Here is a 23,007-nt window from a genome sequence, read left to right as displayed (position 1 = left end):
TTATCCTCAAAAGCGGGAAAGGTGTCGAGGTAAGCGATAAGCGTTAGCGTTGAGCAACACGCCGTTGCAACGAATTCTCATTCGTTGCTTGGCTCTTGCGGGGGCGGCGATTAGGCTAGTAGGGCATCACGTCTGTCGACTTGGAGAGAACCGCATGCCTTTATCCCGAGCAGAGATTGCCACCCCATCCGGCGCGCGGTTGATCAACCGCCTGTGCAAGCACTGGGCCCATAAACTTGAGGTGGAATACACCGAGCAGGACGCCAAAATCGTGTTTGCCAGCGGTACCTGCCTGATGCACGCCGAGCCAGAGCGGCTGCTGGTCTCTATCGAAACCCTCGAAGAGGAGCACCTGGACCAGCTCGAAGGCGTGGTCGAAAGCCATTTGGTGCGGATGGCGAAAGACGAACCGCTAGAGATCGTCTGGGAAAATTGAAGTGATCGAGGGGCGGCGGCGTTAGCGCCGCATCGGCCGGGGTGGTCTGCTATAATCGCGGCCACCCTTTTTGTTTCTAGATTGATGCCAAATAGCGCACGCGTAGGAGTTTCCATGACCCGAATTGCCATTGTAGGCGTAGCTGGCCGCATGGGCCGCACGTTAGTCAACGCCGTCGAGCAAGAAGCCGATGCCTCCCTGGCGGGCGGTATCGTGGAGCCGGGCAGCTCCTTGGCCGGTGCCGATATCGGCGAGCTGGCGGGCGTAGGCAAGCGGGGCGTGGTGGCGGTCGATTCGCTCAGCGCCATCGTCGATGACTTCGACGTGCTGATCGACTTCACCGCACCACAGGTGACGCTGGCGAACCTGGCATTCTGTGCCGAGCACGGTAAGCGCATCGTGATCGGCACCACCGGCATGAACGATGACGAACTGGCCGAGCTGGATAGCTACCGCGATAAAGTCGCCATGGTCTTCGCCCCCAACATGAGCGTGGGCGTGAACCTAACGCTGAAACTGCTGGAAACGGCGGCCAAAGCGCTGGGTGATGAAGGGTACGACATTGAAGTGATCGAATCGCACCACCGCCATAAAGTCGATGCGCCTTCCGGTACGGCCATCAAAATGGGGGAAGTGGTCGCGGAAAGTCTTGGCCGCACCCTAAAAGAGCACGGCGTGTTCGAGCGGGTAGGGCAGTGTGGCCCGCGCACCGACAAAGAGATCGGCTTTGCGACCGTTCGCGCAGGCGATATCGTCGGTGAGCATACCGTGATGTTCGCCACCGAAGGCGAGCGCATCGAGATTACCCACAAGGCCTCAAGCCGCATGACCTTTGCCAAAGGCGCTGTGCGCGCCGCTCGCTGGGTCGCCAGCCAGCCTCATGGCCGCTACGACATGCAAGACGTCTTGGAGCTTCATTGATTGGCAAAGCGTTCTTTACCCTATGCTGAAAATAAAGGGCTAGCCGACGGTCGGTAAATCCTGTAACATTCCAAAAATTTTGGCCGAGTGGCTTTCAATAGCCAGTAAAACGCCTGCAGCGAATGTCTGTGGTAGTCGATGTCAGTGGAAAGTGAACCACGCTTGTTGCACTGGCCGTTAGGTTAGAGAAAAGAGTCAGCGAACTGCTGCGCCATGGTCACGACCGTTACGGTGGCATGGATGAGAACAACAAGCGGGATGAAACCGATGTTTTTATTGTCGGCTTCGTCCCGCTTTTTTACGACCCGACGTTTGCACGCAAACGCCGACAACCGGATCGCCGAGCCTGCGCCCACAGGCTCCCACCAGCATGGGAGAACTTGTCTTGAATAACCCCGCATTGAGCAAACCCGCGATATTGGCCCTGGAAGATGGCAGTGTGTTTCATGGAACGGCCATTGGCGCGGATGGAGTCACAAGCGGTGAGGTGGTGTTCAATACAGCCATGACCGGCTACCAGGAAATCCTCACCGACCCCTCTTACACCCGCCAAATCGTCACTCTGACTTACCCGCATATCGGCAATACCGGTATTAATTCCGAAGATGTGGAGTCCGCCTCCATTGCGGCAGCGGGCCTGGTGATTCGCGATCTTCCCCTGCTGGCCAGCAGCTTCCGCTCCGAGCAAACCCTCTCTGATTATCTGAAAAGCCAAAACGTGCTGGGCATTGCGGATATCGATACCCGCCGCCTAACGCGTATTTTGCGCGATAAAGGTGCCCAGAACGGCGCGATTCTGGCAGGTGCCGATGCAGAGGGCGACGATGCCGTCGAGCGGGCGCTGGCAGCGGCGAAGGCGTTTCCGGGCTTGAAGGGCATGGATTTGGCCAAAGAAGTCTCTTGCAAAGAGGCTTACGAGTGGTCGGAAGGCGAGTGGACCTTGGGCGAAGGCTACGCGGATGCGAGCCAGGGCGAGCGCCCCTACCACGTGGTGGCGTTCGATTACGGCGTGAAGTTCAACATCCTGCGCATGCTGGCGGCGCGGGGCTGCCGCTTGACCGTGGTGCCGGCGCAAACGCCTGCGGCAGAGGTGCTGGCGATGAACCCGGACGGCGTGTTCCTGGCCAACGGCCCCGGCGACCCCGAGCCCTGTGACTACGCGATTAAAGCGATTCAGGAAGTGTTGGAAACCGACACGCCGGTGTTCGGCATTTGCTTGGGCCACCAGCTGCTGGCGCTGGCCTCCGGTGCCAAAACCGTCAAGATGGGCCACGGCCACCACGGTGCCAACCATCCGGTACAAGACCTGGATACCGGCACGGTGATGATCACCAGCCAGAACCACGGCTTTGCGGCCGATGAAGCGACCCTGCCGAGCAACGTACGTGCCACGCACCGCTCGCTGTTCGACGGCACTCTGCAGGGGATTGAGCGTACCGATCGTCCGGCGTTTAGCTTTCAGGGCCACCCGGAAGCCAGCCCTGGCCCGCGCGATGTAGCGCCGCTGTTCGATCGCTTTATCGCCATGATGCAGGCGCGCCGCTAGGTTCGCCGCGCTGCCTCTCATTGCCTAGTTACGCCGTTTTGATGCTCATCGTCACCACTTTTTGCGGGAACCGTTATGCCTAAGCGTACCGATATCAATAGCATTCTTATCATTGGCGCTGGTCCGATCGTCATCGGCCAGGCCTGCGAATTCGACTACTCCGGCGCCCAGGCGTGTAAAGCCCTGCGCGAGGAGGGGTACCGGGTTATTTTGGTCAACTCCAACCCGGCCACGATCATGACCGATCCCGCCATGGCCGATGCTACCTACATCGAGCCGATTACCTGGCAGGCGGTCGAGAAAATCATCGAAGCCGAGCGTCCTGACGTGATTCTGCCCACCATGGGTGGCCAGACCGCGCTGAACTGCGCGCTCGATCTGGACAAGCACGGCGTATTGGCCAAGTACGGTGTCGAGATGATCGGTGCCAATGCCGATGCCATCAACAAAGCCGAAGACCGCGATCTGTTCGACAAGGCGATGAAGAACATCGGCCTGGAGTGCCCCAAAGCGAAAGTGGCGCACACCATGGACGAGGCGTGGGAAATCCAGGCGGAGCTTGGCTTCCCGACGATCATTCGCCCCTCCTACACCATGGGCGGCTCCGGCGGCGGTGTGGCGTACAACAAGGAAGAGTTCGAAGAGATCTGCACCCGCGGTTTCGAACTGTCCAACAACCACGAGCTGCTCATCGATGAGTCGCTGCTGGGTTGGAAAGAGTACGAAATGGAGGTGGTGCGCGATAAGAACGATAACTGCATCATCGTCTGCGCGATCGAAAACTTCGACCCGATGGGCGTCCACACCGGCGACTCCATCACCGTGGCACCGGCGCAAACGCTGACCGATAAAGAGTATCAGATCATGCGCGACGCCAGCCTCGCGGTGCTGCGCGAGATCGGCGTGGAAACCGGTGGCTCGAACGTTCAGTTCGGTATGGACCCGAAGACTGGCCGCATGGTCGTCATCGAGATGAACCCCCGCGTCTCCCGTTCGTCGGCGCTGGCCTCGAAGGCCACCGGCTTCCCAATTGCCAAGATCGCGGCGAAGCTGGCGGTGGGATATACCCTGGACGAACTGCAGAACGACATCACGGGCGGCCAAACCCCAGCGTCCTTCGAGCCGTCCATCGACTATGTCGTGACCAAAATTCCGCGTTTTACCTTCGAGAAGTTTCCCCAAGCGAACGATCGCCTGACCACCCAGATGAAGTCGGTGGGCGAGGTGATGGCGATTGGCCGTACGTTCCAAGAATCGCTGCAAAAAGCGCTGCGTGGCATGGAAACCGGTAACGACGGCCTCGACCCGATCATTACCGAGTTCACCGATGACGCCATGGCCCAAATCAAGGGCGAGCTGCAGGCGGCAGGGGCCGAGCGTATCTTCTTCGTGGCCGACGCCATGCGCGCGGGCATGAGCGTGGACGACGTGTTTGCGCTGACCAACATCGACCGTTGGTTCCTGGTTCAGCTGGAGGACCTGATTCTGACCGAGGCGGCGGTCTCCAAGCGCGCGTTGGCGGATCTCTCCGCTCGCGAGCTGTTCCAGCTCAAGCGCAAGGGCTTCTCGGATGCACGTCTAGCGAAGCTATTGGGTGTGTCCGAAAAAGAGTTCCGCAAGACTCGTCAGGCAGCCAATATCCGTCCGGTCTACAAGCGCGTGGATACCTGCGCTGCCGAATTTGCGTCGGACACGGCCTACATGTACTCCACCTACGAGGAAGAGTGCGAAGCGGACGTGTCTGATCGCCAGAAAATCATGGTGTTGGGCGGTGGCCCGAACCGTATCGGCCAGGGTATCGAGTTCGATTACTGCTGCGTTCACGCCGCCTTCGCCATGCGCGATGACGGCTACGAAACCATCATGGTCAACTGCAACCCGGAAACCGTCTCTACCGACTACGACACCTCTGATCGTCTCTACTTCGAGCCGGTCACGCTGGAAGACGTGCTGGAAATTGCCGATAAAGAGAAGCCGGTAGGCGTGATTGTACAGTTTGGTGGTCAAACGCCGCTGAAGCTGGCCCGCGAGCTGGAAGCTGCAGGCGTGCCGATTATCGGTACCACGCCGGACGCCATCGACCGCGCTGAAGACCGAGAGCGCTTCCAGGTGATGATCGACAAGCTCGGCCTGAAACAGCCGCCCAACGCCACTGCGCGCAGTTTCGAAGATGCCTTCGCCAAAGCCGAAAAAATTGGCTACCCCCTGGTCGTGCGCCCGAGCTACGTCCTGGGCGGCCGGGCGATGGAGATCGTCTACGACGCCTCCGAGCTCGAAAACTACATGACCAACGCGGTGAAGGTCTCTAACGACTCGCCAGTACTGCTGGATCACTTCCTGAGCGCCGCGGTGGAAGTGGATATCGATGCAGTCTCTGACGGCCAGCAGGTCGTAATTGGCGGTATCATGCAGCACGTAGAGCAAGCGGGCGTTCACTCCGGCGACTCCGCCTGTGCGCTGCCGCCTTACTCGCTGCCTGCCGACGTGCAGGACGAGATGCGCGAGCAGGTCAAGAAAATGGCCGTGGAGCTGGGCGTCAAAGGCCTGATGAACGTGCAGCTGGCGTGGCAAGATGGTGAGATCTACGTGATCGAGGTCAATCCCCGCGCCTCGCGTACCGTGCCGTTTGTTTCCAAGTGCATCGGCACCTCGCTGGCCCAGATTGCTGCGCGCTGCATGGCCGGTAAAACCCTCGCCGAGCAGGGCTTCGAGCGGGAAATCGTGCCGCACTTCTACAGCGTCAAAGAAGCGGTCTTCCCGTTCAACAAGTTCCAGGGCGTTGACCCGATTCTCTCGCCGGAGATGAAGTCCACCGGTGAAGTGATGGGCTCGGGCGATACCTTCGCTGAAGCCTTCTTCAAGGCGCAGCTAGGCGCGGGCGAAGCGATCCCGGCGCTGGATGGCGACCGTAAAGCGTTCCTGTCGGTGCGTGAACCTGACAAGCAGGGGATTATCGAAGTGGCCCGTTCTCTGCTAACATTGGGCTTCACACTTTGTGCAACACGCGGTACGGCAGCGGCCATAGAAGCCGCAGGGCTACCCGTGGAGCACGTCAATAAAGTCTACGAAGGCCGTCCCCATATCGTCGATCTGCTGAAGAACGACGAAATCGCCTACATCGTGAACACTACCGAAGGTCGTCAGGCAATTAACGACTCTTCGATCATTCGCCGTACTGCTCTCGCGCGCAAGGTGCCCTATGCGACCACCTTGGCGGGCGCTAATGCTGTTTGCATGGCGCTAGAGTACGGTAGGGAGATTACGGTGCGGCGCCTTCAGGATCTGCATGCAGGAGCAAGTCAATGAACAAGGTCCCGATGACGGTAGCGGGAGAAAAAAGCCTTCGCGAAGAGCTCAACCACTTGAAGGGCGAAGAGCGCCCCCGAGTGATTGCGGCCATCGCCGAAGCGCGTGAACACGGTGACCTCAAGGAGAACGCCGAGTATCACGCCGCCCGCGAGCAGCAGGGGTTTATTGAAGGTCGTATCCAGGAAATCGAGAGCAAGCTTTCGGGCGCCCAGGTGATCGATGTCACCAAGCTGCCGAAGACCGGTAAGGTAATTTTTGGAGTGACCGTGTCGCTGCTGAATCTCGATAGCGATGCTAGCGTGACCTACCGGATCGTGGGGGAAGATGAGGCCGACATCAAGGCGGGCCGTATCTCGGTCACTTCACCCATCGCTCGGGCGCTGATCGGTAAAGAAGAGGGCGATGTGGTGGTGGTGAAAACCCCCGGCGGCGACGTTGAGTACGAAATTGAGAGTGTTGAACACCTCTAATGCTGTGCAGATAGCGCCATAAAAAAGGCCCGATGCAGGTAGCTGCTTCGGGCCTTTTAGCTTAGCGGCGCTTGGCGCCGTGTCAGCATAGTGCTGTGCGCGTTAGTGCCGCCCGTGATGGTTCTCGAAGCGGGTAACGTTGGAGAGCTTGGGGTTAGCCTTTGGGTTGCGGCGATAAAGCAGCGCCATTTTGCCAATGGTCTGCACCAGCTCGGCGTTGCTGTCAGCCAGCAGCTCGTTGATCATCGCAGCGCGGTCATCCCGTTCGGGTAGGGCGAGCTTTACTTTGATTAGCTCGTGATCATTGAGCGCGCGGCTGAGTTCTGCGAGCAGATTTTCGGAGACGCCGTTCTCAGAAACGGTGACCACGGGGTTCAAATGGTGGCCAATGCTACGAAATGCTTTCTTTTGTGCCTGTGACAAGCTCATGGTATCTTGCGGTATCCCGGTTAGCGCTTAACGTTCCATCTTACGGTGAAATGCCGCTAAGTGAAAGCAATCACGTGAACGCGCCCATCTCTTATTCCAGTGTCAGATTCCCACATGCAGCAAAAGCCCCCAAGCCGTAAACATTCAGTGAGCAAAACCAGCAACAACTGGAAGAAAGAACACTTCGACGACCAGTATGTGAAGCAGAGCTGGCAGGATGGCTACCGCTCTCGGGCGAGCTACAAGCTGCTAGAGTTGGACGAGAAAGATAAGCTGTTTCGCAACGGGATGACGGTCATCGACCTCGGCGCTGCCCCAGGTGGGTGGAGCCAAATCGCTGCCGAAAAAGTCGGCCCGGAAGGGGTCGTCATTGCGTCGGACATCTTGGAAATGGACGCTCTGGCCGGTGTGGACTTCATTCAGGGCGATTTCACCGAAGAGAGCGTGCTCAATGCGATTCTTGAACGTTTGGGAAATCGTCCGGTAGACCTTGTTATGTCGGACATGGCCCCCAATATGAGTGGTATGGCAGCCATCGATCAGCCCCAGGCCATGTATCTCGTCGAGCTGGCATTGGAACTGGCCCGGGAAACGCTTTCACCCAAAGGTCGGTTTTTGGTCAAGGTCTTTCAAGGCGAAGGGTTCGATGCGTATCTAAAAGAACTGCGCGGCAGTTTCGACCGTGTGGTCACTCGTAAGCCAGACGCCTCGCGTGCGCGCTCTCGGGAAGTCTACTTTTTAGCGGAGGGCTTTCGCGGTTAACCAGGGCTGGCAAGGCGCTGGCGCAATAGCAAAGATTTATCACCGCGATTGCCAGACAGGCAAGCGCAAGGTGTGTCACATTAGGCACAATGGACGAGCGTGACACAGATGGCCCAACGCCCAATGGGCTTTGGCAATGGTTGAACGTTAAGCTCTAGTGTAAGGTCAGAGTATTAGCGGTTAACTGACGGATTCTTGTAATGAGGGTAGCCCCTTGAACGATATGGCGAAGAACCTGATTCTGTGGTTGGTCATCGCGGCCGTTCTACTGACAGTGTTCAATAATTTCAGTACGGAAAGCGCACCGCAGACCACGAACTACTCCCAGTTCGTGCAACAGGTGCAAAATCAGCAGGTACGTAGCGTCACCATCGATGGCTACACCATCACCGGTGAGCGCACGGATGGTTCGCAGTTCCAGACCATTCGACCAGCAGCGGAAGACCCCAAGCTGATGGACGACCTGCTCAGCAATAACGTCACCGTGGTCGGTAAGGAGCCAGAGCAGCAGAGCATCTGGACACGCCTGCTGATCGCCAGCTTCCCGATTCTGCTGATTCTGGCCATCTTCATGTTCTTCATGCGCCAAATGCAAGGCGGCGCTGGGGGCGGTAAAGGCGGCCCGATGAGCTTTGGCAAGTCCAAAGCGAAGCTGCTCTCTCAGGACCAGATCAAAACCACCTTTGCCGACGTGGCAGGCTGTGACGAAGCGAAGGAAGAGGTCGAAGAGCTGGTCGACTTCCTGCGTGACCCGACCAAGTTCCAGCGCCTGGGTGGAACGATTCCCCGTGGCGTGCTGATGGTGGGCCCGCCCGGTACCGGTAAGACACTGCTGGCCAAGTCCATTGCGGGCGAAGCCAAAGTGCCGTTTTTCTCGATTTCTGGTTCCGACTTCGTCGAGATGTTCGTCGGTGTGGGCGCGTCTCGCGTTCGCGACATGTTCGAACAGGCCAAGAAGCAGGCGCCCTGCATCATCTTCATCGATGAGATCGATGCCGTTGGCCGTTCGCGCGGTACCGGCATGGGGGGCGGCAACGATGAGCGTGAGCAAACGCTGAACCAGTTGCTGGTGGAAATGGACGGCTTTGAAGCCAACGAAGGCATCATCGTCATCGCCGCCACCAACCGTCCGGACGTTCTCGACCCGGCGCTGCTGCGCCCCGGTCGTTTTGACCGTCAGGTCACCGTTGGTCTGCCAGACATTCGAGGCCGCGAGCACATTCTGGGCGTTCACCTGCGCAAGGTGCCGCTGGCCGATGACGTCAAGCCGCAGCTCATCGCTCGCGGTACGCCGGGCTTCTCAGGGGCCGATCTCGCAAACCTGGTGAACGAAGCTGCTCTGTTTGCCGCACGCCGTAACAAGCGTTTGGTGGGCATGGATGAGCTTGAGCTTGCCAAGGACAAGATCATGATGGGCGCAGAGCGCAAATCCATGGTCATGACCGACAAAGAGAAGCTCAATACGGCTTATCACGAAGCGGGCCATGCGATCATCGGTTTGGTCATGCCCGAGCACGACCCGGTCTATAAGGTGACGATCATTCCCCGTGGCCGCGCGCTCGGTGTGACGATGTTCCTACCCGAAGAAGATCGCTACAGCCTGTCGCGTCAGCAAATCATTAGCCAAATCTGCTCGCTGTTTGGTGGTCGTATCGCCGAAGAGATGACATTGGGTGCCAACGGTGTCACGACCGGTGCTTCCAACGATATCAAGCGGGCGACCGAATTGGCCCATAACATGGTCGCCAAGTGGGGGCTCTCGGATGAGATGGGTCCGATCATGTACGACGAGGACGAGTCTCACCAGTTCCTCGGCGGCCCAGGCCAAGGTGGCGGCAAGCTGAAGTCGGGCGAAACCACGACGCGGCTCGATAAAGAAGTGCGCAAGATCATCGATGAGTGCTACGAGCAGGCGCGTCAAATCCTGCATGACAACCGCGATAAGCTGGATGCCATGGCAGAAGCGCTGATGAAGTTCGAAACCATCGATGCCAACCAGTTGAAGGATATCATGGAAGGTCGTGATCCTCGTCCGCCGGAAGGTTGGAACGACGGTGACTCCTCCGGTGGCGGCATGCGTGTCAGCGATGACAAGCCCGACACCAAGGCAGACGATCAAGCATCGAACGCATCGAGCGACGATGGTGAAGAGGATGACGACGAGCCTCGTCGTCGGCCCTCCGATCCGCTGGGCGGCCCTGCCGGCCCCTAGGCCACGCAGGTCGCGCAGCTAAAGGCGTCCCCAATGGGGGCGCCTTTTTGTTATGCTGTGAGGCAGTGACAGTTACGTTTCATTTTTGATTTTAGGCGGCAGCATGACTCCGAACGTTGACCCTTCATCGCCTTCACGCCAAGCAGAGAGTGCGTTGCAGCTGCGCTGTGGGCGCCATACGCTTGATCTTTCATTCCCGCGCGTCATGGGAATTTTGAACGTCACTCCGGATTCGTTCTCCGATGGCGGTCAGCATGTCGCGCTGGACGATGCGCTGCGCCACGCCGAGCGTATGCTGGCCGAAGGGGCGGCGATGATCGACGTGGGCGGCGAATCGACCCGTCCCGGGGCAACGCCGGTTTCCGAGCAGCAGGAGCTGGATCGGGTCGCGCCGGTGGTCGAGGCGCTGGTGCGGGAACTCGATGCGTTGGTCTCGGTGGATACCAGTAGCGCCACGGTGATTCGTGAAGCCAGTGCCTTGGGCGCAGGCATGATCAACGATGTGCGGGCCCTAGAGCGCGAGGGTGCTCTGGCCGCCGCCGCCAGCAGCGGCTTGCCCGTATGTTTAATGCATCGTCAGGGTGAGCCCCAGAGCATGCAGCAAGCGCCGAGCTACCGCGACCCCGTCGAGCGTGAAGTGGCCGCCTACCTTGCCGACCGCATCGCTGCCTGCGAAGCCGTCGGCCTGCGCCGTCAGCGCTTGCTGATCGACCCAGGGTTTGGCTTTGGTAAAACCGTCGAGCACAACCTGCGGCTGCTGAAGTATATGGACTCGCTGAGGGCGCTGGAACTTCCCATTCTGGTTGGCATGTCACGCAAAAGCATGATCGGTAAAGTGCTGGGGCGTCCTGTGGAAGAGCGGCTAGCCGGTGGCTTGGCGCTGGCGGCCATGGCGGTGGAGCGTGGGGCGAGCATCTTAAGGGTGCATGATGTAGGGCCAACGGTGGATGCCGTGAACATGGCGTGGGCGGTGCTGCAGGAAGGCTGTGAGCCGCCCGTGGATAAGGAACTTTGATAATGACAAGACGCTATTTTGGTACCGACGGCATTCGCGGTACCGTGGGGCAAGCGCCCATTACGGCCGACTTCATGCTCAAACTGGGCTGGGCGGCCGGGCAGGTGTTGCGCCGTGAAAAGGGGCGTACTCGCGTGTTGATCGGTAAGGATACGCGGATTTCCGGTTATATGTTCGAATCTGCGTTGGAGGCCGGTCTGTCGGCGGCCGGGGTCGATGTGTCGCTGCTCGGGCCAATGCCCACGCCGGGCATCGCCTACCTGACGCGCACCTTCCGTGCCGACGCCGGTATCGTGATTTCGGCGTCGCACAATCCGTTTGACGATAACGGCATCAAGTTTTTCTCTGCGGAAGGCAAGAAATTGCCAGACGAAGTGGAAGACCGCATCGAGACGATGCTGGAAGCGCCGCTCAGCACTGCCGATGCGGCGCAGTTGGGTAAGGCGACGCGCATCGATGACGCCGCTGGTCGCTATATCGAATTCTGCAAATCGACGCTGCCGGACCGGCTGAGCCTGCACGGACTGAAAGTGGTATTGGATTGCGCTCATGGGGCCACTTACCATATCGCCCCCAGCGTGTTTCGCGAGTTAGGCGCGGAGGTGAGCGTGATCGGTGCTGCGCCGGACGGCTTGAATATCAACCATCAAGTTGGCTCGACGCACCCGGCGGCGCTACGCGCGGCGGTCATCCAGCAAGGCGCCGATTTGGGGGTCGCCTTCGATGGTGACGGCGACCGCGTGCTGCTCGTCGATGCCGATGGCCGCGAAGTCGACGGCGACGATATTCTCTACTTGATTGCTCGCGACCGCCACGAGCGCGGGCTGCTGGACGGCGGCGTGGTCGGCACGCTGATGAGCAATTTCGGCCTTGCCATGGCGCTGGATCGGCTCGGCATACCTTTCCAGCGTGCCAAGGTAGGTGACCGCTTCGTCATGGAAATGATGGCCGCCAACGGATGGGAGCTGGGCGGCGAAGCCTCTGGGCACATCGTTTGCGGTCACGTGCAGACCACAGGCGACGGCGTTGTATCGGCGCTACAGGTGTTGGCGCTGATGGTGCGCGAGCAGAAACCGTTGCCCACCCTGTTGAAAGGGCTCGAAAAAGTGCCGCAATCGCTGGTCAATGTGCGCCTGCCCGCAGGATCGAATGCCAGCGACGTGATGATGGCCCAGCCGCTTCTCGACGCCGTGGCCGCCTTGGAAGCGGAGCTGGGTGATCAGGGGCGGGTGCTGCTGCGGCCATCGGGCACCGAGCCTTTGATTCGTGTCATGGTCGAAGGGCGCGCACATCTTGACGTTGATCGCTTGGCCCATAAATTGGCGGGCCAAGTCGAGGCGCTGCTTAGCTAACGATTTCGAAAAGTGGGAGCCGCTTTAGTGCGAAAAGCGCGCTGTGCCTGCGATTGGCCGTGCAACAGCGGTTGTCTTGACAAGGCGGCTCCTATACCATTTCGCTCCACCTTGAGTGAGGATTCTCCATGCGTACGCCATTGATTGCCGGCAATTGGAAAATGAACGGTTCCAAGGCGCTCATCGACGCGTTTGGCCAAGCCTTTGCGTCAGCGGCGCTGCCCACGTCCATCGACGTGGTCGTGATTCCGCCGTTTCCCTATTTAGACGCTGCGCGTCAGGCGTTTAGCGGCACGCCGTTGCAGTTAGGGGCGCAAACGCTCAACCCCCACCCCGCCGGTGCGCATACCGGCGAAGTGAGCGGCGGTATGCTCAAAGAGGTTGGCGCGGCTTACGTACTGGTGGGACACTCGGAGCGTCGGCAGCTCTACCGTGAAAGCGATGAGCAGGTGTGTGACCGTCTATTGGCGGCGCTGGACGCCGGGCTTACGCCGATTTTGTGTGTGGGCGAAACGCTGGAAGAGCGCGATGCGGGCCACACGATGGACGTTGTGCTAGGCCAAGTAGGCTATATCATGGATCGCCTATCGCCTGCACAGCGCTTGCAGGTCGTCATTGCCTACGAGCCTGTTTGGGCCATCGGTACTGGTCGCACGGCGACGCCAGCGCAAGCGCAAGAGGTCATGGCAGGCATTCGTGCCTATCAGGCAGGGTTTGATGCGTCGCTTGCTGAGCAGCTGACACTGCTTTACGGCGGTAGCATGAACGCAAGTAACGCGGCTGAGCTGCTGGCTCAGCCGGACATCGACGGCGGTTTGGTGGGCGGTGCCTCGCTCAAAACCGACGATTTCTACGCCATTTGTCAGTCAGCAGGATAACTCCATGCAAGTTGCAATTCTTATGGTTCACGTGGTGATTGCGGTCGCCTTGGTTGTACTCATCCTGCTTCAGCAGGGTAAAGGTGCCGAAGCAGGCGCGGCCTTTGGTGGCGGTGCATCGCAAACGGTCTTTGGTTCACGGGGTAGCGGTAACTTTCTTTCCCGCACGACCGGTATTTTGGCCGCAGGCTTTTTCGTGACATCGATGGCGCTGGCGTACTTTGCCACTCAGGCAGGCCAAGCACCGGAAGCCGGTATTCCCGATGCGCGAATGATCGAGCAGCAGCAAAACGTTCCAACGCTTGACGACTCCCCTGCAAGTATGGATAATACCGCGCCAGTGCTAGAGGAAAGCAGCGAGTAACATCTTGATGTCGCTTTCTTTAGCCTCCCCTGATGCCGAAGTGGTGGAATTGGTAGACACGCTATCTTGAGGGGGTAGTGACCTTACGGTCGTGCGGGTTCAAGTCCCGCCTTCGGCACCATCTGATTCGCTGGTTTACCAGCTTCCCAGAATGTCAGGATTGGCACCTGAGACGTAAGACGCATTTGAAACAAGTGCTCGGAATGAGTTCTTGACGTAACCTCTTCAAGTGTCTATTATCGTCGACCTAGATTGATGCGGGGTGGAGCAGTCTGGTAGCTCGTCGGGCTCATAACCCGAAGGTCATCGGTTCAAATCCGGTCCCCGCTACCATTTAGTTAGTAACATGGCATGTCTACAAGTGATCAAGATGGTACTTGGTGAGACGGCGAAAAGTTCGCGACATGTTGCTAGAATGGTACTACAGGTTTCTTTCGAAAAGCCCCTTCCTGTGAAGGGGCTTTTTGTTAGTAGCTTTTTGTAAATAGCTTTTTGCGAGCCAAGAGTGTCTCACGAGCGGATGTTGTCCGAATAGCCAGAGACACATTCCCAGGTAATGCCAATCAGCCACCTAGCTTTTCTTATGACTCCTGGCCAGGTGCCTGATGCAACGGCTATAGGAGCTTTGTCTGTGGCCACAAAACACGCTGCGCTTCACGCGCTGATCGAACCTGTCGTTGCCGCCATGGGCTTCGAGCTATGGGGTATCGACCATATTTCCCAGGGCAAGCATTCGCGGCTGGTGATTTACATCGAGCGCGAGAGCGGTGTCAGCGTGGAAGACTGCGCTGATATTAGCCGTCAAGTCAGTGCCGTGATGGATGTGGAAGACCCGATTCCCGGCGAGTATCGCTTGGAAGTCTCGTCGCCCGGCATGGCACGCCCCCTCTACTCCCTGGATCACTTTATCCGCTATCAGGGCCATCAGGTGGCTCTGAAGCTGCGCGTCGCGTTTGATGGGCGTCGCAAATACCAAGGGCTCCTCGCAGGTGTCGAGGGTGATGAAGTGCTGCTGCAACTGGAAGGCGAAGAGTACTGCTTTCCTATCGAAAGCATCGATTCTGCGCACGTTGTCCCGCAGTTCGACGAATAATACGGGTCGCGGCTTCCGGCAGGCGCCGGGATGATGCACAAAAGGACAGGTTTTCTGGCGAGGCAAACGCATGAGTAAAGAAATTTTAATGGTCGTGGACGCGATCTCTAATGAAAAAGGCGTCCCCCGCGATGTCATCTTCGAAGCGGTAGAAGCCGCGCTGGCCAGCGCGTCGCGCAAGCGTTTTGAGCATGAAGAGGCCAATGTGCGCGTGCATATCGATCGCCGCACGGGCGACTACGATACGTTCCGCTACTGGACCGTGGTCGAAGATGACGAATTCGAAACGCCAGACTACGAAATCAAAGAGAGCATCGCCGAGCAGCGCGATCCGCCGCTGAAACTGGGCGACGTGGTCGAGCAAAAGATCGAAAACGCCGTGTTTGGGCGCATTGCTGCGCAAACCGCCAAGCAGGTGATCGTGCAGAAGGTGCGTGAAGCCGAGCGCGCCGAAGTCGTGCGTCAATACGCCGATCGTGAAGGCGAGCTGGTGGCGGGTATCGTCAAGAAGACTACCCGTGACGGTCTGATCATCGACCTAGGTGAGAACGCCGAAGCGTTTTTGCCGCGCAACGAGATGATTCACGGCGAGCGCTACCGGATGAACGAGCGCGTACGTGCACTGCTAGTCAAAGTCGATCCGGATGCTCGCGGTGCTCAACTGCAGCTTTCGCGTACCTGTCCTGAGTTCATCATCGAACTGTTCAAGATCGAAGTGCCGGAAATCGCCGAGCAGCTGATCGAAATCAAGGGTGCCGCTCGCGATCCGGGGTCACGGGCGAAGATCGCCGTGAAAACCAATGATCGTCGCATCGACCCCGTCGGTGCCTGTGTCGGTATGCGCGGTTCTCGCGTTCAGGCGGTCTCGTCTGAATTGCAAAACGAGCGCGTAGACATCGTCCTGTGGGACGACAATCCCGCACAGCTGGTGATCAACGCCATGGCACCGGCCGATGTGGCGTCTATCCTAGTGGACGAAGACGCGCATGCCATGGACGTCGCAGTGGCTCAGGACAACCTGGCACAGGCGATTGGCCGTAGCGGCCAGAACGTACGTTTGGCGTCTGAGTTGACCGGCTGGCGGATCAACGTCATGACCGAAGACGAAGCCGAGTCCAAGCGCGAGCAGGAAATCGACAGCTTAGTGGATTCGTTCGTCCAGCACCTGGGTGTCGATGAAGACGTCGCTCGATTGCTGGTGGAAGAAGGGTTCACCACCCTGGAAGAAGTTGCCTACGTGCCGCTGGAAGAGATGCTCGAAATCGAAGAGTTCGACGAAGAGCTGGTAGAAGAGCTGCGTGCACGTGCGAAAGACGAGCTGCTGACGATGGCCATTGCCTCGGAAGAAGCGCTAGACGGTGCCCAGCCAGCGGACGATCTGCTGGAAATGGACGGCATGGAGCGCCACCTGGCCTTCATCCTGGCTAGCCGCGGCATTGTCACAATGGAAGATCTCGCCGAGCAGTCTGTCGACGATCTGGTCGATATCGAGGAGTTGGACGAAGCGCGCGCAGCGGCACTGATCATGACTGCCCGTGCGCCCTGGTTTGAAGTCGATGACGCATCGGACTCAAACACACAGTAAACAGGTCACGGGCTGAGGAGGGTCACTATGTCAGATATGACAGTTAAAGATTTTGCAGTAAAGGTGGGCCGCGATGTGCCCCGCCTCTTGGAACAGATGAAAGAAGCCGGTTTGAAACACCGTTCAGAAAGCGACGCCGTCTCTGAAGACGACAAGCAGACGCTGCTGAGCTTTTTGAAGAAAAGCCACGGCGGCGGCGACAGCGAGCCGAGCAAGAATCGCATTACGCTGACCCGTAAAACCCGCAGCCGTATCAAGACCGGCGAGCGTGGTAAAACGATCGAAGTGCAGGTACGTAAGAAGAAAACGTACGTCAAGCGTGAGGAAGAAGAGAAGCCGAAAGCGCCTGAGCCCAAGCACTCTGGTCCGCGTCAGCTAGTGGGCGACATGGCAGAAGCGGAAGCCGAGCGTAAAGCACGCGATGCCCGCGCCGCGGAAGAAAAAGCCGCAGCGGCCAAAGCCAAGGCTGCCGAAGATGCCGCGCGTAAAGAAGCGGAAGAGCAGGCCAAGGCCAAAGCCGCTGAAGTGCCGGATATCGAAGTGCCCGAGCTGGAAATCGATGATACGCCAGCGGCCGATGACCTGCCGCCTGCACCGCCGAAAGAGGGTCGTACCGACCGTCGTACTGCACCGCCCAAAAAGGCGGCTGCGAAGAAGAAAGGTCGTGACGACGACGACGATCGCGGCGATCGCGAAGAGCGCAAGCGTGGCGGCGGCAAGAAAGTGAAGCGTGCCGAGCGCCGTGGCGGACGCCGCGGTGGCGCAAGCCAAAGCGGCAACGGCAAGCACGGCTTCCAGAAGCCGACGCAGCCGATCGTACGTGAAGTCTCGATCCCTGAATCGATCAGCGTAGCTGAGCTGGCCGACAAGATGTCGATCAAGGCCAACGAAGTCATCAAGGCCATGTTCACCATGGGCGCGGCGGTGACCATCAACCAGACCATCGATCAGGATACCGCCGCGATCGTGGTGGAAGAGATGGGCCACAAGGTCAAACTGGTGAAGGATGACGCGCTGGAAACGGAAATGCTGGAAGGCATCTCCTACGAAGGCGAAGAGATCACCCGCTCACCGGTCGTCACCGTCATGGGTCACGTCGACCACGGTAAGACCTCGCTGCTGGACTACATCCGTCGTGCGAAAGTCGCCACTGGCGAAGCGGGCGGTATTACCCAGCACATCGGTGCCTACCATGTGGAAGATGACCACGGTGGCGTGACCTTCCTGGATACCCCGGGTCACGCGGCGTTTACCGCCATGCGTGCTCGTGGTGCGAAAGCCACCGACGTGGTCATCCTGGTGGTGGCGGCCGACGACGGCGTCATGCCGCAAACCATCGAAGCCGTCGAGCACTCGAAAGCCGCTGGCGTACCGATGGTCGTGGCCGTGAACAAGATCGATAAGCCCCAGGCCGATCCCGATCGTGTCAAGAACGAGCTGTCTCAGCACGGCGTCATCTCGGAAGAGTGGGGCGGCGATACACAGTTCGTTCACGTCTCTGCAAAGAGCGGTGAAGGCATCGAAGACCTGCTGGAAGCGATTCAGCTCGTGTCCGAGGTTCTTGAACTCAAAGCCGTGCCGTCTGCGCCGGGTAAAGGGGTCGTCGTCGAGTCGCGCCTGGACAAAGGACGCGGTCCGGTCGCTACCGTGCTGGTACAAAACGGTACGCTGAAGAAGGGCGATATCGTCCTGGCGGGCCTGCACTACGGCCGCGTTCGTGCGCTGACCAACGAGCTGGGCAAGCAAGTCGATACCGCAGGCCCCGCCATGCCGGTCGAGATCCAGGGCCTGGATGGTACGCCGGATGCCGGTGACGACTTCATGGTCGTGGCCGACGAGAAGAAGGCCCGCGAGGTAGCTAACTTCCGTCAGGGTAAATACCGCGAAGTGCGTCTGGCACGTCAGCAGAAGGCCAAGCTGGAGAACATGTTCAGCCAGATGGGCCAAGACGAAGTGGCCAAGGTCAACATCGTCCTCAAAGCCGACGTACAGGGCTCGCTGGAAGCGATCAAAGGCGCCTTGGAAGAGCTCTCCACCGAAGAAGTACAGGTGGCCGTGGTCTCCTCTGGTGTGGGGGGTATCACCGGTACCGACGCCAACTTGGCGCTGGCCTCGGAAGCCATCGTGGTGGGCTTCAACGTCCGTGCCGATGCCGCTGCTCGTGAGATCATCGAGCGTGAGGGTCTGGATCTGCGCTACTACAGCGTCATCTACCACCTGATCGACGAAGTCAAACAGGCGATGAGCGGTATGCTCGCCCCCGAGTGGAAAGAAGAGATCGTGGGTGTGGCCGAAGTACGCGACGTGTTCCGTGCGCCGAAGATCGGTGCGGTGGCTGGCTGTATGGTCGTCGAAGGCATCGTGTCGCGCAGCAAGCGTATCCGCGTTCTGCGTGACAACGTGGTCATCTACGAAGGTGAGCTCGAATCGTTGCGCCGCTTCAAAGACGACGTACAAGAAGTGCGTAACGGTATGGAGTGTGGCATCGGCGTGAAGAACTACAACGATGTCCAGGTCGGCGACAAGATCGAAGTCTTTGACCAAGTGAAGGTCGAGCGCAGCCTGTAAGGCCGCGCGAGGAGCAACCATGCGCGAATTCAAGCGTACCGACCGAGTAGCCGACCAGCTCCAGAAGGAGCTGGCGGTACTGATCCAACGCGAAGTGAAAGACCCGCGCTTGGGCATGGTCACGGTGAGCGGTGCAACCGTCAGTCGTGACCTTGGCTACGCCGATATCTACGTCACCCTGCTGGGTGAACAGGATCCCGAGCGTATCAAGGAGAACCTGCAGGTACTGAAACGTGCAGCAGGGTTTCTGAGAAGCCAAATCGCCCAGCGCATCAAGCTGCGTCACGTACCCGAACTGCGCTTTCATTTCGATGAAAGCGTGGTGCGCGGCCAGCACCTCTCATCGCTGATCGACGAAGCGGTCTCTTCTGACCGTGCCCGTCAAGCGGAAGACGAGGGCGGCAGTGAAGAGCAAGGTGAGGAGACGCGCTAATGGCCCGTCGCCGTCGCGGATTACCGGTCAATGGCGTGGTGCTGCTGGATAAGCCGAAAGGCCTCTCCAGCAATCACGCGCTGCAGCGTGTGCGCCGTCTGTTCGACGCGCAAAAAGCCGGGCATACCGGCACGTTGGACCCGATGGCGACAGGCTTGCTGCCTATCTGCCTGGGGGAGGCCACCAAGTTTTCCGCGCACCTGCTGGAAGCCGACAAGATGTATCGCACCCGGGTCGAACTGGGGGTGATCACCGACACCGGCGATGCCGAAGGCACGGTGCTGGAGCGTCGCGAGGTGCCAAGCCTTGCGGTCGAGGACATCGAATCCGTCTTGACGCGTTTTCGCGGTGAGATCGATCAGGTGCCCCCCATGTACTCGGCGCTGAAGCATCAGGGCAAAAAGCTCTACGAGTTGGCCCGCGAGGGGAAACAGGTTGAACGTGCAGCGCGGCGGGTAAGCGTGTATGATGCGCGCCTGCTTTCGTTCGAGGGCACGGCGTTCGAGCTGGAAGTCAGCTGCAGCAAAGGCACGTACATCCGCACGTTGGCGGAAGACATTGGCCACGCGCTGGGCTGTGGTGCCCATATCAGCCAGCTACGTCGGCTCAAAACCGGGCCGTTCGATGGCGATGCGATGTGGACACTCGAGGCGCTGGAAGCCCTCGCCAGCCAAGCCGACCGCGAGGCAGAACTGATGCCCGTGGACGTGCTGGTCGATCACCTGCCGTCGCTTAGCGTCGATGACACCTCGTTTGGCCGACTGGCCCACGGGCAGTCAGCCACGCTCGCCATCGATGACCTGGCCCCCGATGCGTTGGCACGACTTTATTACGCCGAGACGTTTATCGGCCTTGGCGTTGTAAAAGGGCCGCGGGAAGTGGCCCCCAAGCGGCTGTTAAGTACGGTCGCTATCTCGTAAAGCGTTGCAAGGATGTGGCGATTTGCGCGAAAATAGTCGCTTGAGACTGCAAATATGCGTGGTCTCACCCATTCATTTTTAGGCATATTGCTTACTGGAGAGACAGATGGCATTAACCGCTGAGAAAAAGGCCGAGATCGTCAACGAATACGGCCGCGGCGATAACGATACCGGTTCCCCTGAAGTTCAGGTTGCACTGCTGAGCGCCAACATCAACGGCCTGCAGGACCACTTCAAGACCAACAAGCAGGATCACCACTCTCGTCGTGGTCTGATCCGCATGGTAAACCAGCGTCGTAAGCTGCTGGACTACCTGAAGCGTAAAGATTTCGAACGCTATCAGTCTCTGATTCAGCGTCTGGGTCTGCGCCGCTAAGTTCTTAACGGCAATGATTCGAAACGGGCAGCTCCTTGTGGGCTGCCCGTTTTTTTGTTTCTGGTAGCCGTACGGCGCGTCAACGCCTAGAATGGTGGCGAGTCAAACGACCCAAGCGAAAAGACAAGTAGCTATTAATGTTAAAGGAAGTAGCCGTGAATCCGGTCAAAAAAACGTTCCAATACGGTCGCAGCACCGTCACCCTCGAAACTGGGCGTATCGCTCGCCAAGCCACTGGTGCCGTGATGGTCACCATGGACGAAACCGTCGTGCTGTGTACGGTGGTGGCGAAGAAAGACGTCAACCCAGGCCAGCCCTTTTTCCCGCTCTCGGTACACTACCAAGAGAAAACCTACGCCGTGGGTAAAATCCCCGGTGGTTTCTTCAAGCGTGAAGGCCGCCCGACGGAGAAAGAGACCCTCACGTCGCGTTTGATCGACCGTCCGATTCGCCCGCTGTTTCCTAAAGGTTTCATGAACGAAGTGCAGGTCATCTGTACCGTTCTCTCCACCGACCGTAACCACGATCCGGATATCGCGGCCATGCTGGGCACCTCGGCAGCGCTGAGTATTTCTGGCGTACCGTTCAATGGCCCGATTGGTGCCGCCCGCGTTGGCTTCAACGAAGAGCAAGGCTACTTCCTGAACCCCACCGTTGAAGAGTTGACGACCTCCGAGTTGGACATGGTCGTGGCCGGTACCGAAAACGCCGTGCTGATGGTGGAGTCCGAAGCGCAAGAGTTGCTCGAAGACGAAATGCTGGGTGCCGTACTGTTTGGCCACCAGGAGATGCAAGTCGCGGTCAACGCCATCAAAGAGCTGACCGCTGAAGCCGGTAAGCCGCGCTGGGAGTGGCAGGCACCGGCAGAAAACGTGGCGCTGAAAACGGCCATGGCCGATGCCTTTGAAGCCAAAGTGGGCGAGGCTTATCGCATCACCGACAAGATGGCCCGCCAAGATGCACTCGCGGCGCTGAAAGACGACGCCGTCGAGCAGTTGGCGGCCGCGGAAGGCGAAGAGGAAGCGGAAGGCAAGTTCAGCAAGGATGACGTGAAAGGCGCGTTCGCAGCGCTTGAGAAGCGTGTGGTGCGTTCCCGCGTGGTCAAGGGCGAGCCGCGTATCGATGGCCGCGACAACGTCACCGTGCGTCCGCTGAACATCGAAGTCGGCGTGCTGCCGAAAACTCACGGTTCGGCCATCTTCACCCGTGGTGAAACCCAGGCCATTGCGGTCGCAACACTCGGCACGCTGCGTGATTCTCAGCTCATCGAGTCGCTGGAAGGGGAGCGTAAAGACCGCTTTATGCTTCACTACAACTTCCCTCCCTACTCGGTAGGTGAAGCTGGCTTCATGGGTGGCCCCAAGCGTCGCGAAATCGGCCACGGCCGTTTGGCGCGTCGTGGTGTTCAAGCGATGCTGCCGTCTGAAGAAGAGTTCCCCTACACCATTCGTGTGGTGTCGGAAATCACCGAATCCAACGGCTCTAGCTCCATGGCGTCCGTGTGCGGCTCCTCGCTGGCGTTGATGGATGCGGGCGTTCCGCTGAAAGCCCCGGTGGCCGGTATTGCCATGGGCCTCGTCAAAGACGAAGACGGCTACGCGGTGCTGACCGATATCCTGGGTGACGAAGACCACCTGGGTGACATGGACTTCAAAGTGGCCGGTTCTGAAGAGGGCGTCACTGCCCTGCAGATGGACATCAAGATTGAGGGCATCAACGAAGAGATCATGGAGACCGCGCTGCAGCAGGCCCACGATGCGCGCATCGGTATCCTGGCGCAGATGAACGCCGTGATCAGCCAGAGCCGTAACGAGGTGTCGGAAAACGCCCCCTCCATGGCGACGATCAAAATCGATCCGGACAAGATTCGCGACGTCATCGGCAAGGGCGGCGCCACCATCCGCAAGATTTGCGAAGACACCGGCGCATCGATCGATCTTGATGACGATGGCACCGTTCGCATCTACGCCGAAGACAAAGCCGCTGCCAAGAAAGCGATCGATACCGTACTGGCGATCACTGCCGAAGCGGAAATCGGCAAGCTGTACAAAGGCAAGGTCGTACGTATCGCCGACTTTGGTGCGTTCGTGAACATCATGCCGGGAACCGATGGCCTGGTGCACATCTCGCAAATCGTCCAGGAGCGCGTCAATAACGTGCGCGACTTCCTGAACGAAGGCGACGATGTCATCGTGAAGGTGCTGGATATCGACAACCGCAACCGCGTGAAGCTCTCAATCAAAGAGATCACCGAAGAAGAGAAAGCAGCGTTTGAAGCTGCCGAGGCGGATGTCGCTAGCTAACTAGCGCTCAGCGTAGGATGTACCGCCCCCGCAGC

General features: G+C 58.9%; 19 protein-coding genes and 2 tRNA genes. 20 read left to right on the top strand and 1 reads right to left on the bottom strand.

What is annotated here, in order from left to right; all coding sequences use genetic code 11:
• Nucleotides 1-154 precede the first annotated feature (154 nt).
• The 5 genes from NH398_RS15220 to greA all read left to right on the top strand — a co-directional run bounded on the left by NH398_RS15220 (nt 155) and on the right by greA (nt 6,682).
• Entirely contained in the window at nt 155-436 is a 282-nt protein-coding gene (locus NH398_RS15220; RefSeq protein WP_139527961.1) for a DUF2218 domain-containing protein, read from the top strand.
• A gap of 114 nt (nt 437-550) precedes the next feature.
• Complete coding sequence (gene dapB / locus NH398_RS15215; RefSeq protein ID WP_253019174.1) at nt 551-1,357, top strand: 4-hydroxy-tetrahydrodipicolinate reductase; 807 nt, start codon at nt 551-553, stop codon at nt 1,355-1,357.
• Between the two features lie 400 nt (nt 1,358-1,757).
• Nucleotides 1,758-2,903 carry a glutamine-hydrolyzing carbamoyl-phosphate synthase small subunit gene (gene carA, locus NH398_RS15210; RefSeq protein WP_174788540.1) on the top strand — a complete coding sequence of 382 codons (1,146 nt, stop codon included), beginning with the start codon at nt 1,758-1,760 and terminating at the stop codon, nt 2,901-2,903.
• A 75-nt stretch (nt 2,904-2,978) separates the two neighbouring features.
• Complete coding sequence (gene carB, locus NH398_RS15205) at nt 2,979-6,209, top strand: carbamoyl-phosphate synthase large subunit (protein ID WP_159340792.1); 3,231 nt, start codon at nt 2,979-2,981, stop codon at nt 6,207-6,209.
• Nucleotides 6,206-6,682: a transcription elongation factor GreA gene (gene greA, locus NH398_RS15200; RefSeq protein ID WP_139527965.1), complete on the top strand. Its 477-nt coding sequence runs from the start codon at nt 6,206-6,208 to the stop codon at nt 6,680-6,682. Before carB ends, greA begins: the two co-directional genes overlap by 4 nt.
• Before the next feature lie 102 nt (nt 6,683-6,784).
• Here the strand turns inward: greA and yhbY are convergent, their stop codons facing one another.
• Complete coding sequence (yhbY, locus tag NH398_RS15195; RefSeq protein ID WP_062360548.1) at nt 6,785-7,111, bottom strand: ribosome assembly RNA-binding protein YhbY; 327 nt, start codon at nt 7,109-7,111, stop codon at nt 6,785-6,787.
• A 114-nt stretch (nt 7,112-7,225) separates the two neighbouring features.
• On the opposite strand from yhbY, the gene rlmE reads away from it, so the two are divergent.
• The 15 genes from rlmE (at nt 7,226) to pnp (ending at nt 22,972) form a co-directional block, all read left to right on the top strand.
• On the top strand, nt 7,226-7,873 hold the full coding sequence (gene rlmE, locus NH398_RS15190) for a 23S rRNA (uridine(2552)-2'-O)-methyltransferase RlmE (RefSeq protein WP_159340793.1): 648 nt from the start codon (nt 7,226-7,228) through the stop codon (nt 7,871-7,873).
• 214 nt (nt 7,874-8,087) lie between these two features.
• Nucleotides 8,088-10,085, top strand: coding sequence for an ATP-dependent zinc metalloprotease FtsH (gene ftsH / locus NH398_RS15185; protein WP_159340794.1), 1,998 nt, complete (start codon nt 8,088-8,090; stop codon nt 10,083-10,085).
• A 103-nt stretch (nt 10,086-10,188) separates the two neighbouring features.
• Nucleotides 10,189-11,100, top strand: a complete 912-nt coding sequence (gene folP / locus NH398_RS15180; protein WP_159340795.1) for a dihydropteroate synthase — start codon at nt 10,189-10,191, stop codon at nt 11,098-11,100.
• A gap of 2 nt (nt 11,101-11,102) precedes the next feature.
• Nucleotides 11,103-12,452: a phosphoglucosamine mutase gene (gene glmM / locus NH398_RS15175; RefSeq protein WP_253019173.1), complete on the top strand. Its 1,350-nt coding sequence runs from the start codon at nt 11,103-11,105 to the stop codon at nt 12,450-12,452.
• Nucleotides 12,453-12,580: 128 nt separating this feature from the next.
• Nucleotides 12,581-13,330 (top strand): triose-phosphate isomerase, encoded by a 750-nt coding sequence (tpiA, locus tag NH398_RS15170; RefSeq protein WP_159340797.1) that lies wholly within the window; start codon nt 12,581-12,583, stop codon nt 13,328-13,330.
• A gap of 4 nt (nt 13,331-13,334) precedes the next feature.
• The gene (secG, locus tag NH398_RS15165) at nt 13,335-13,694 is read left to right on the top strand and encodes a preprotein translocase subunit SecG (protein WP_159340798.1); all 360 of its coding nucleotides are present in this window, start codon (nt 13,335-13,337) and stop codon (nt 13,692-13,694) included.
• A 34-nt stretch (nt 13,695-13,728) separates the two neighbouring features.
• Nucleotides 13,729-13,815 (top strand) — tRNA-Leu (locus NH398_RS15160).
• Nucleotides 13,816-13,950: 135 nt separating this feature from the next.
• Nucleotides 13,951-14,027, top strand: a tRNA-Met gene (locus NH398_RS15155).
• A 298-nt stretch (nt 14,028-14,325) separates the two neighbouring features.
• Nucleotides 14,326-14,787 carry a ribosome maturation factor RimP gene (rimP, locus tag NH398_RS15150; RefSeq protein ID WP_044629473.1) on the top strand — a complete coding sequence of 154 codons (462 nt, stop codon included), beginning with the start codon at nt 14,326-14,328 and terminating at the stop codon, nt 14,785-14,787.
• A 70-nt stretch (nt 14,788-14,857) separates the two neighbouring features.
• Complete coding sequence (gene nusA / locus NH398_RS15145; RefSeq protein WP_159340799.1) at nt 14,858-16,372, top strand: transcription termination factor NusA; 1,515 nt, start codon at nt 14,858-14,860, stop codon at nt 16,370-16,372.
• Nucleotides 16,373-16,399: 27 nt separating this feature from the next.
• Nucleotides 16,400-18,940: a translation initiation factor IF-2 gene (gene infB / locus NH398_RS15140; protein WP_253019172.1), complete on the top strand. Its 2,541-nt coding sequence runs from the start codon at nt 16,400-16,402 to the stop codon at nt 18,938-18,940.
• Nucleotides 18,941-18,959: 19 nt separating this feature from the next.
• On the top strand, nt 18,960-19,373 hold the full coding sequence (gene rbfA / locus NH398_RS15135; RefSeq protein ID WP_159340801.1) for a 30S ribosome-binding factor RbfA: 414 nt from the start codon (nt 18,960-18,962) through the stop codon (nt 19,371-19,373).
• A complete protein-coding gene (gene truB / locus NH398_RS15130) occupies nt 19,373-20,293 on the top strand; it encodes a tRNA pseudouridine(55) synthase TruB (protein ID WP_159340802.1) in 921 nt (306 codons plus the stop codon). Before rbfA ends, truB begins: the two co-directional genes overlap by 1 nt.
• 106 nt (nt 20,294-20,399) lie before the next feature.
• Complete coding sequence (rpsO, locus tag NH398_RS15125) at nt 20,400-20,669, top strand: 30S ribosomal protein S15 (RefSeq protein WP_009723734.1); 270 nt, start codon at nt 20,400-20,402, stop codon at nt 20,667-20,669.
• Between the two features lie 137 nt (nt 20,670-20,806).
• Nucleotides 20,807-22,972 carry a polyribonucleotide nucleotidyltransferase gene (gene pnp, locus NH398_RS15120; RefSeq protein ID WP_159340803.1) on the top strand — a complete coding sequence of 722 codons (2,166 nt, stop codon included), beginning with the start codon at nt 20,807-20,809 and terminating at the stop codon, nt 22,970-22,972.
• Nucleotides 22,973-23,007 lie beyond the last annotated feature (35 nt).

Origin of the sequence: Halomonas sp. CnH100-B (assembly GCF_024124605.1) — a bacterium.
In the GTDB taxonomy this organism is placed as follows: Bacteria; Pseudomonadota; Gammaproteobacteria; order Pseudomonadales; family Halomonadaceae; genus Vreelandella.
This window is presented reverse-complemented; position numbering and strand designations above follow the sequence as displayed.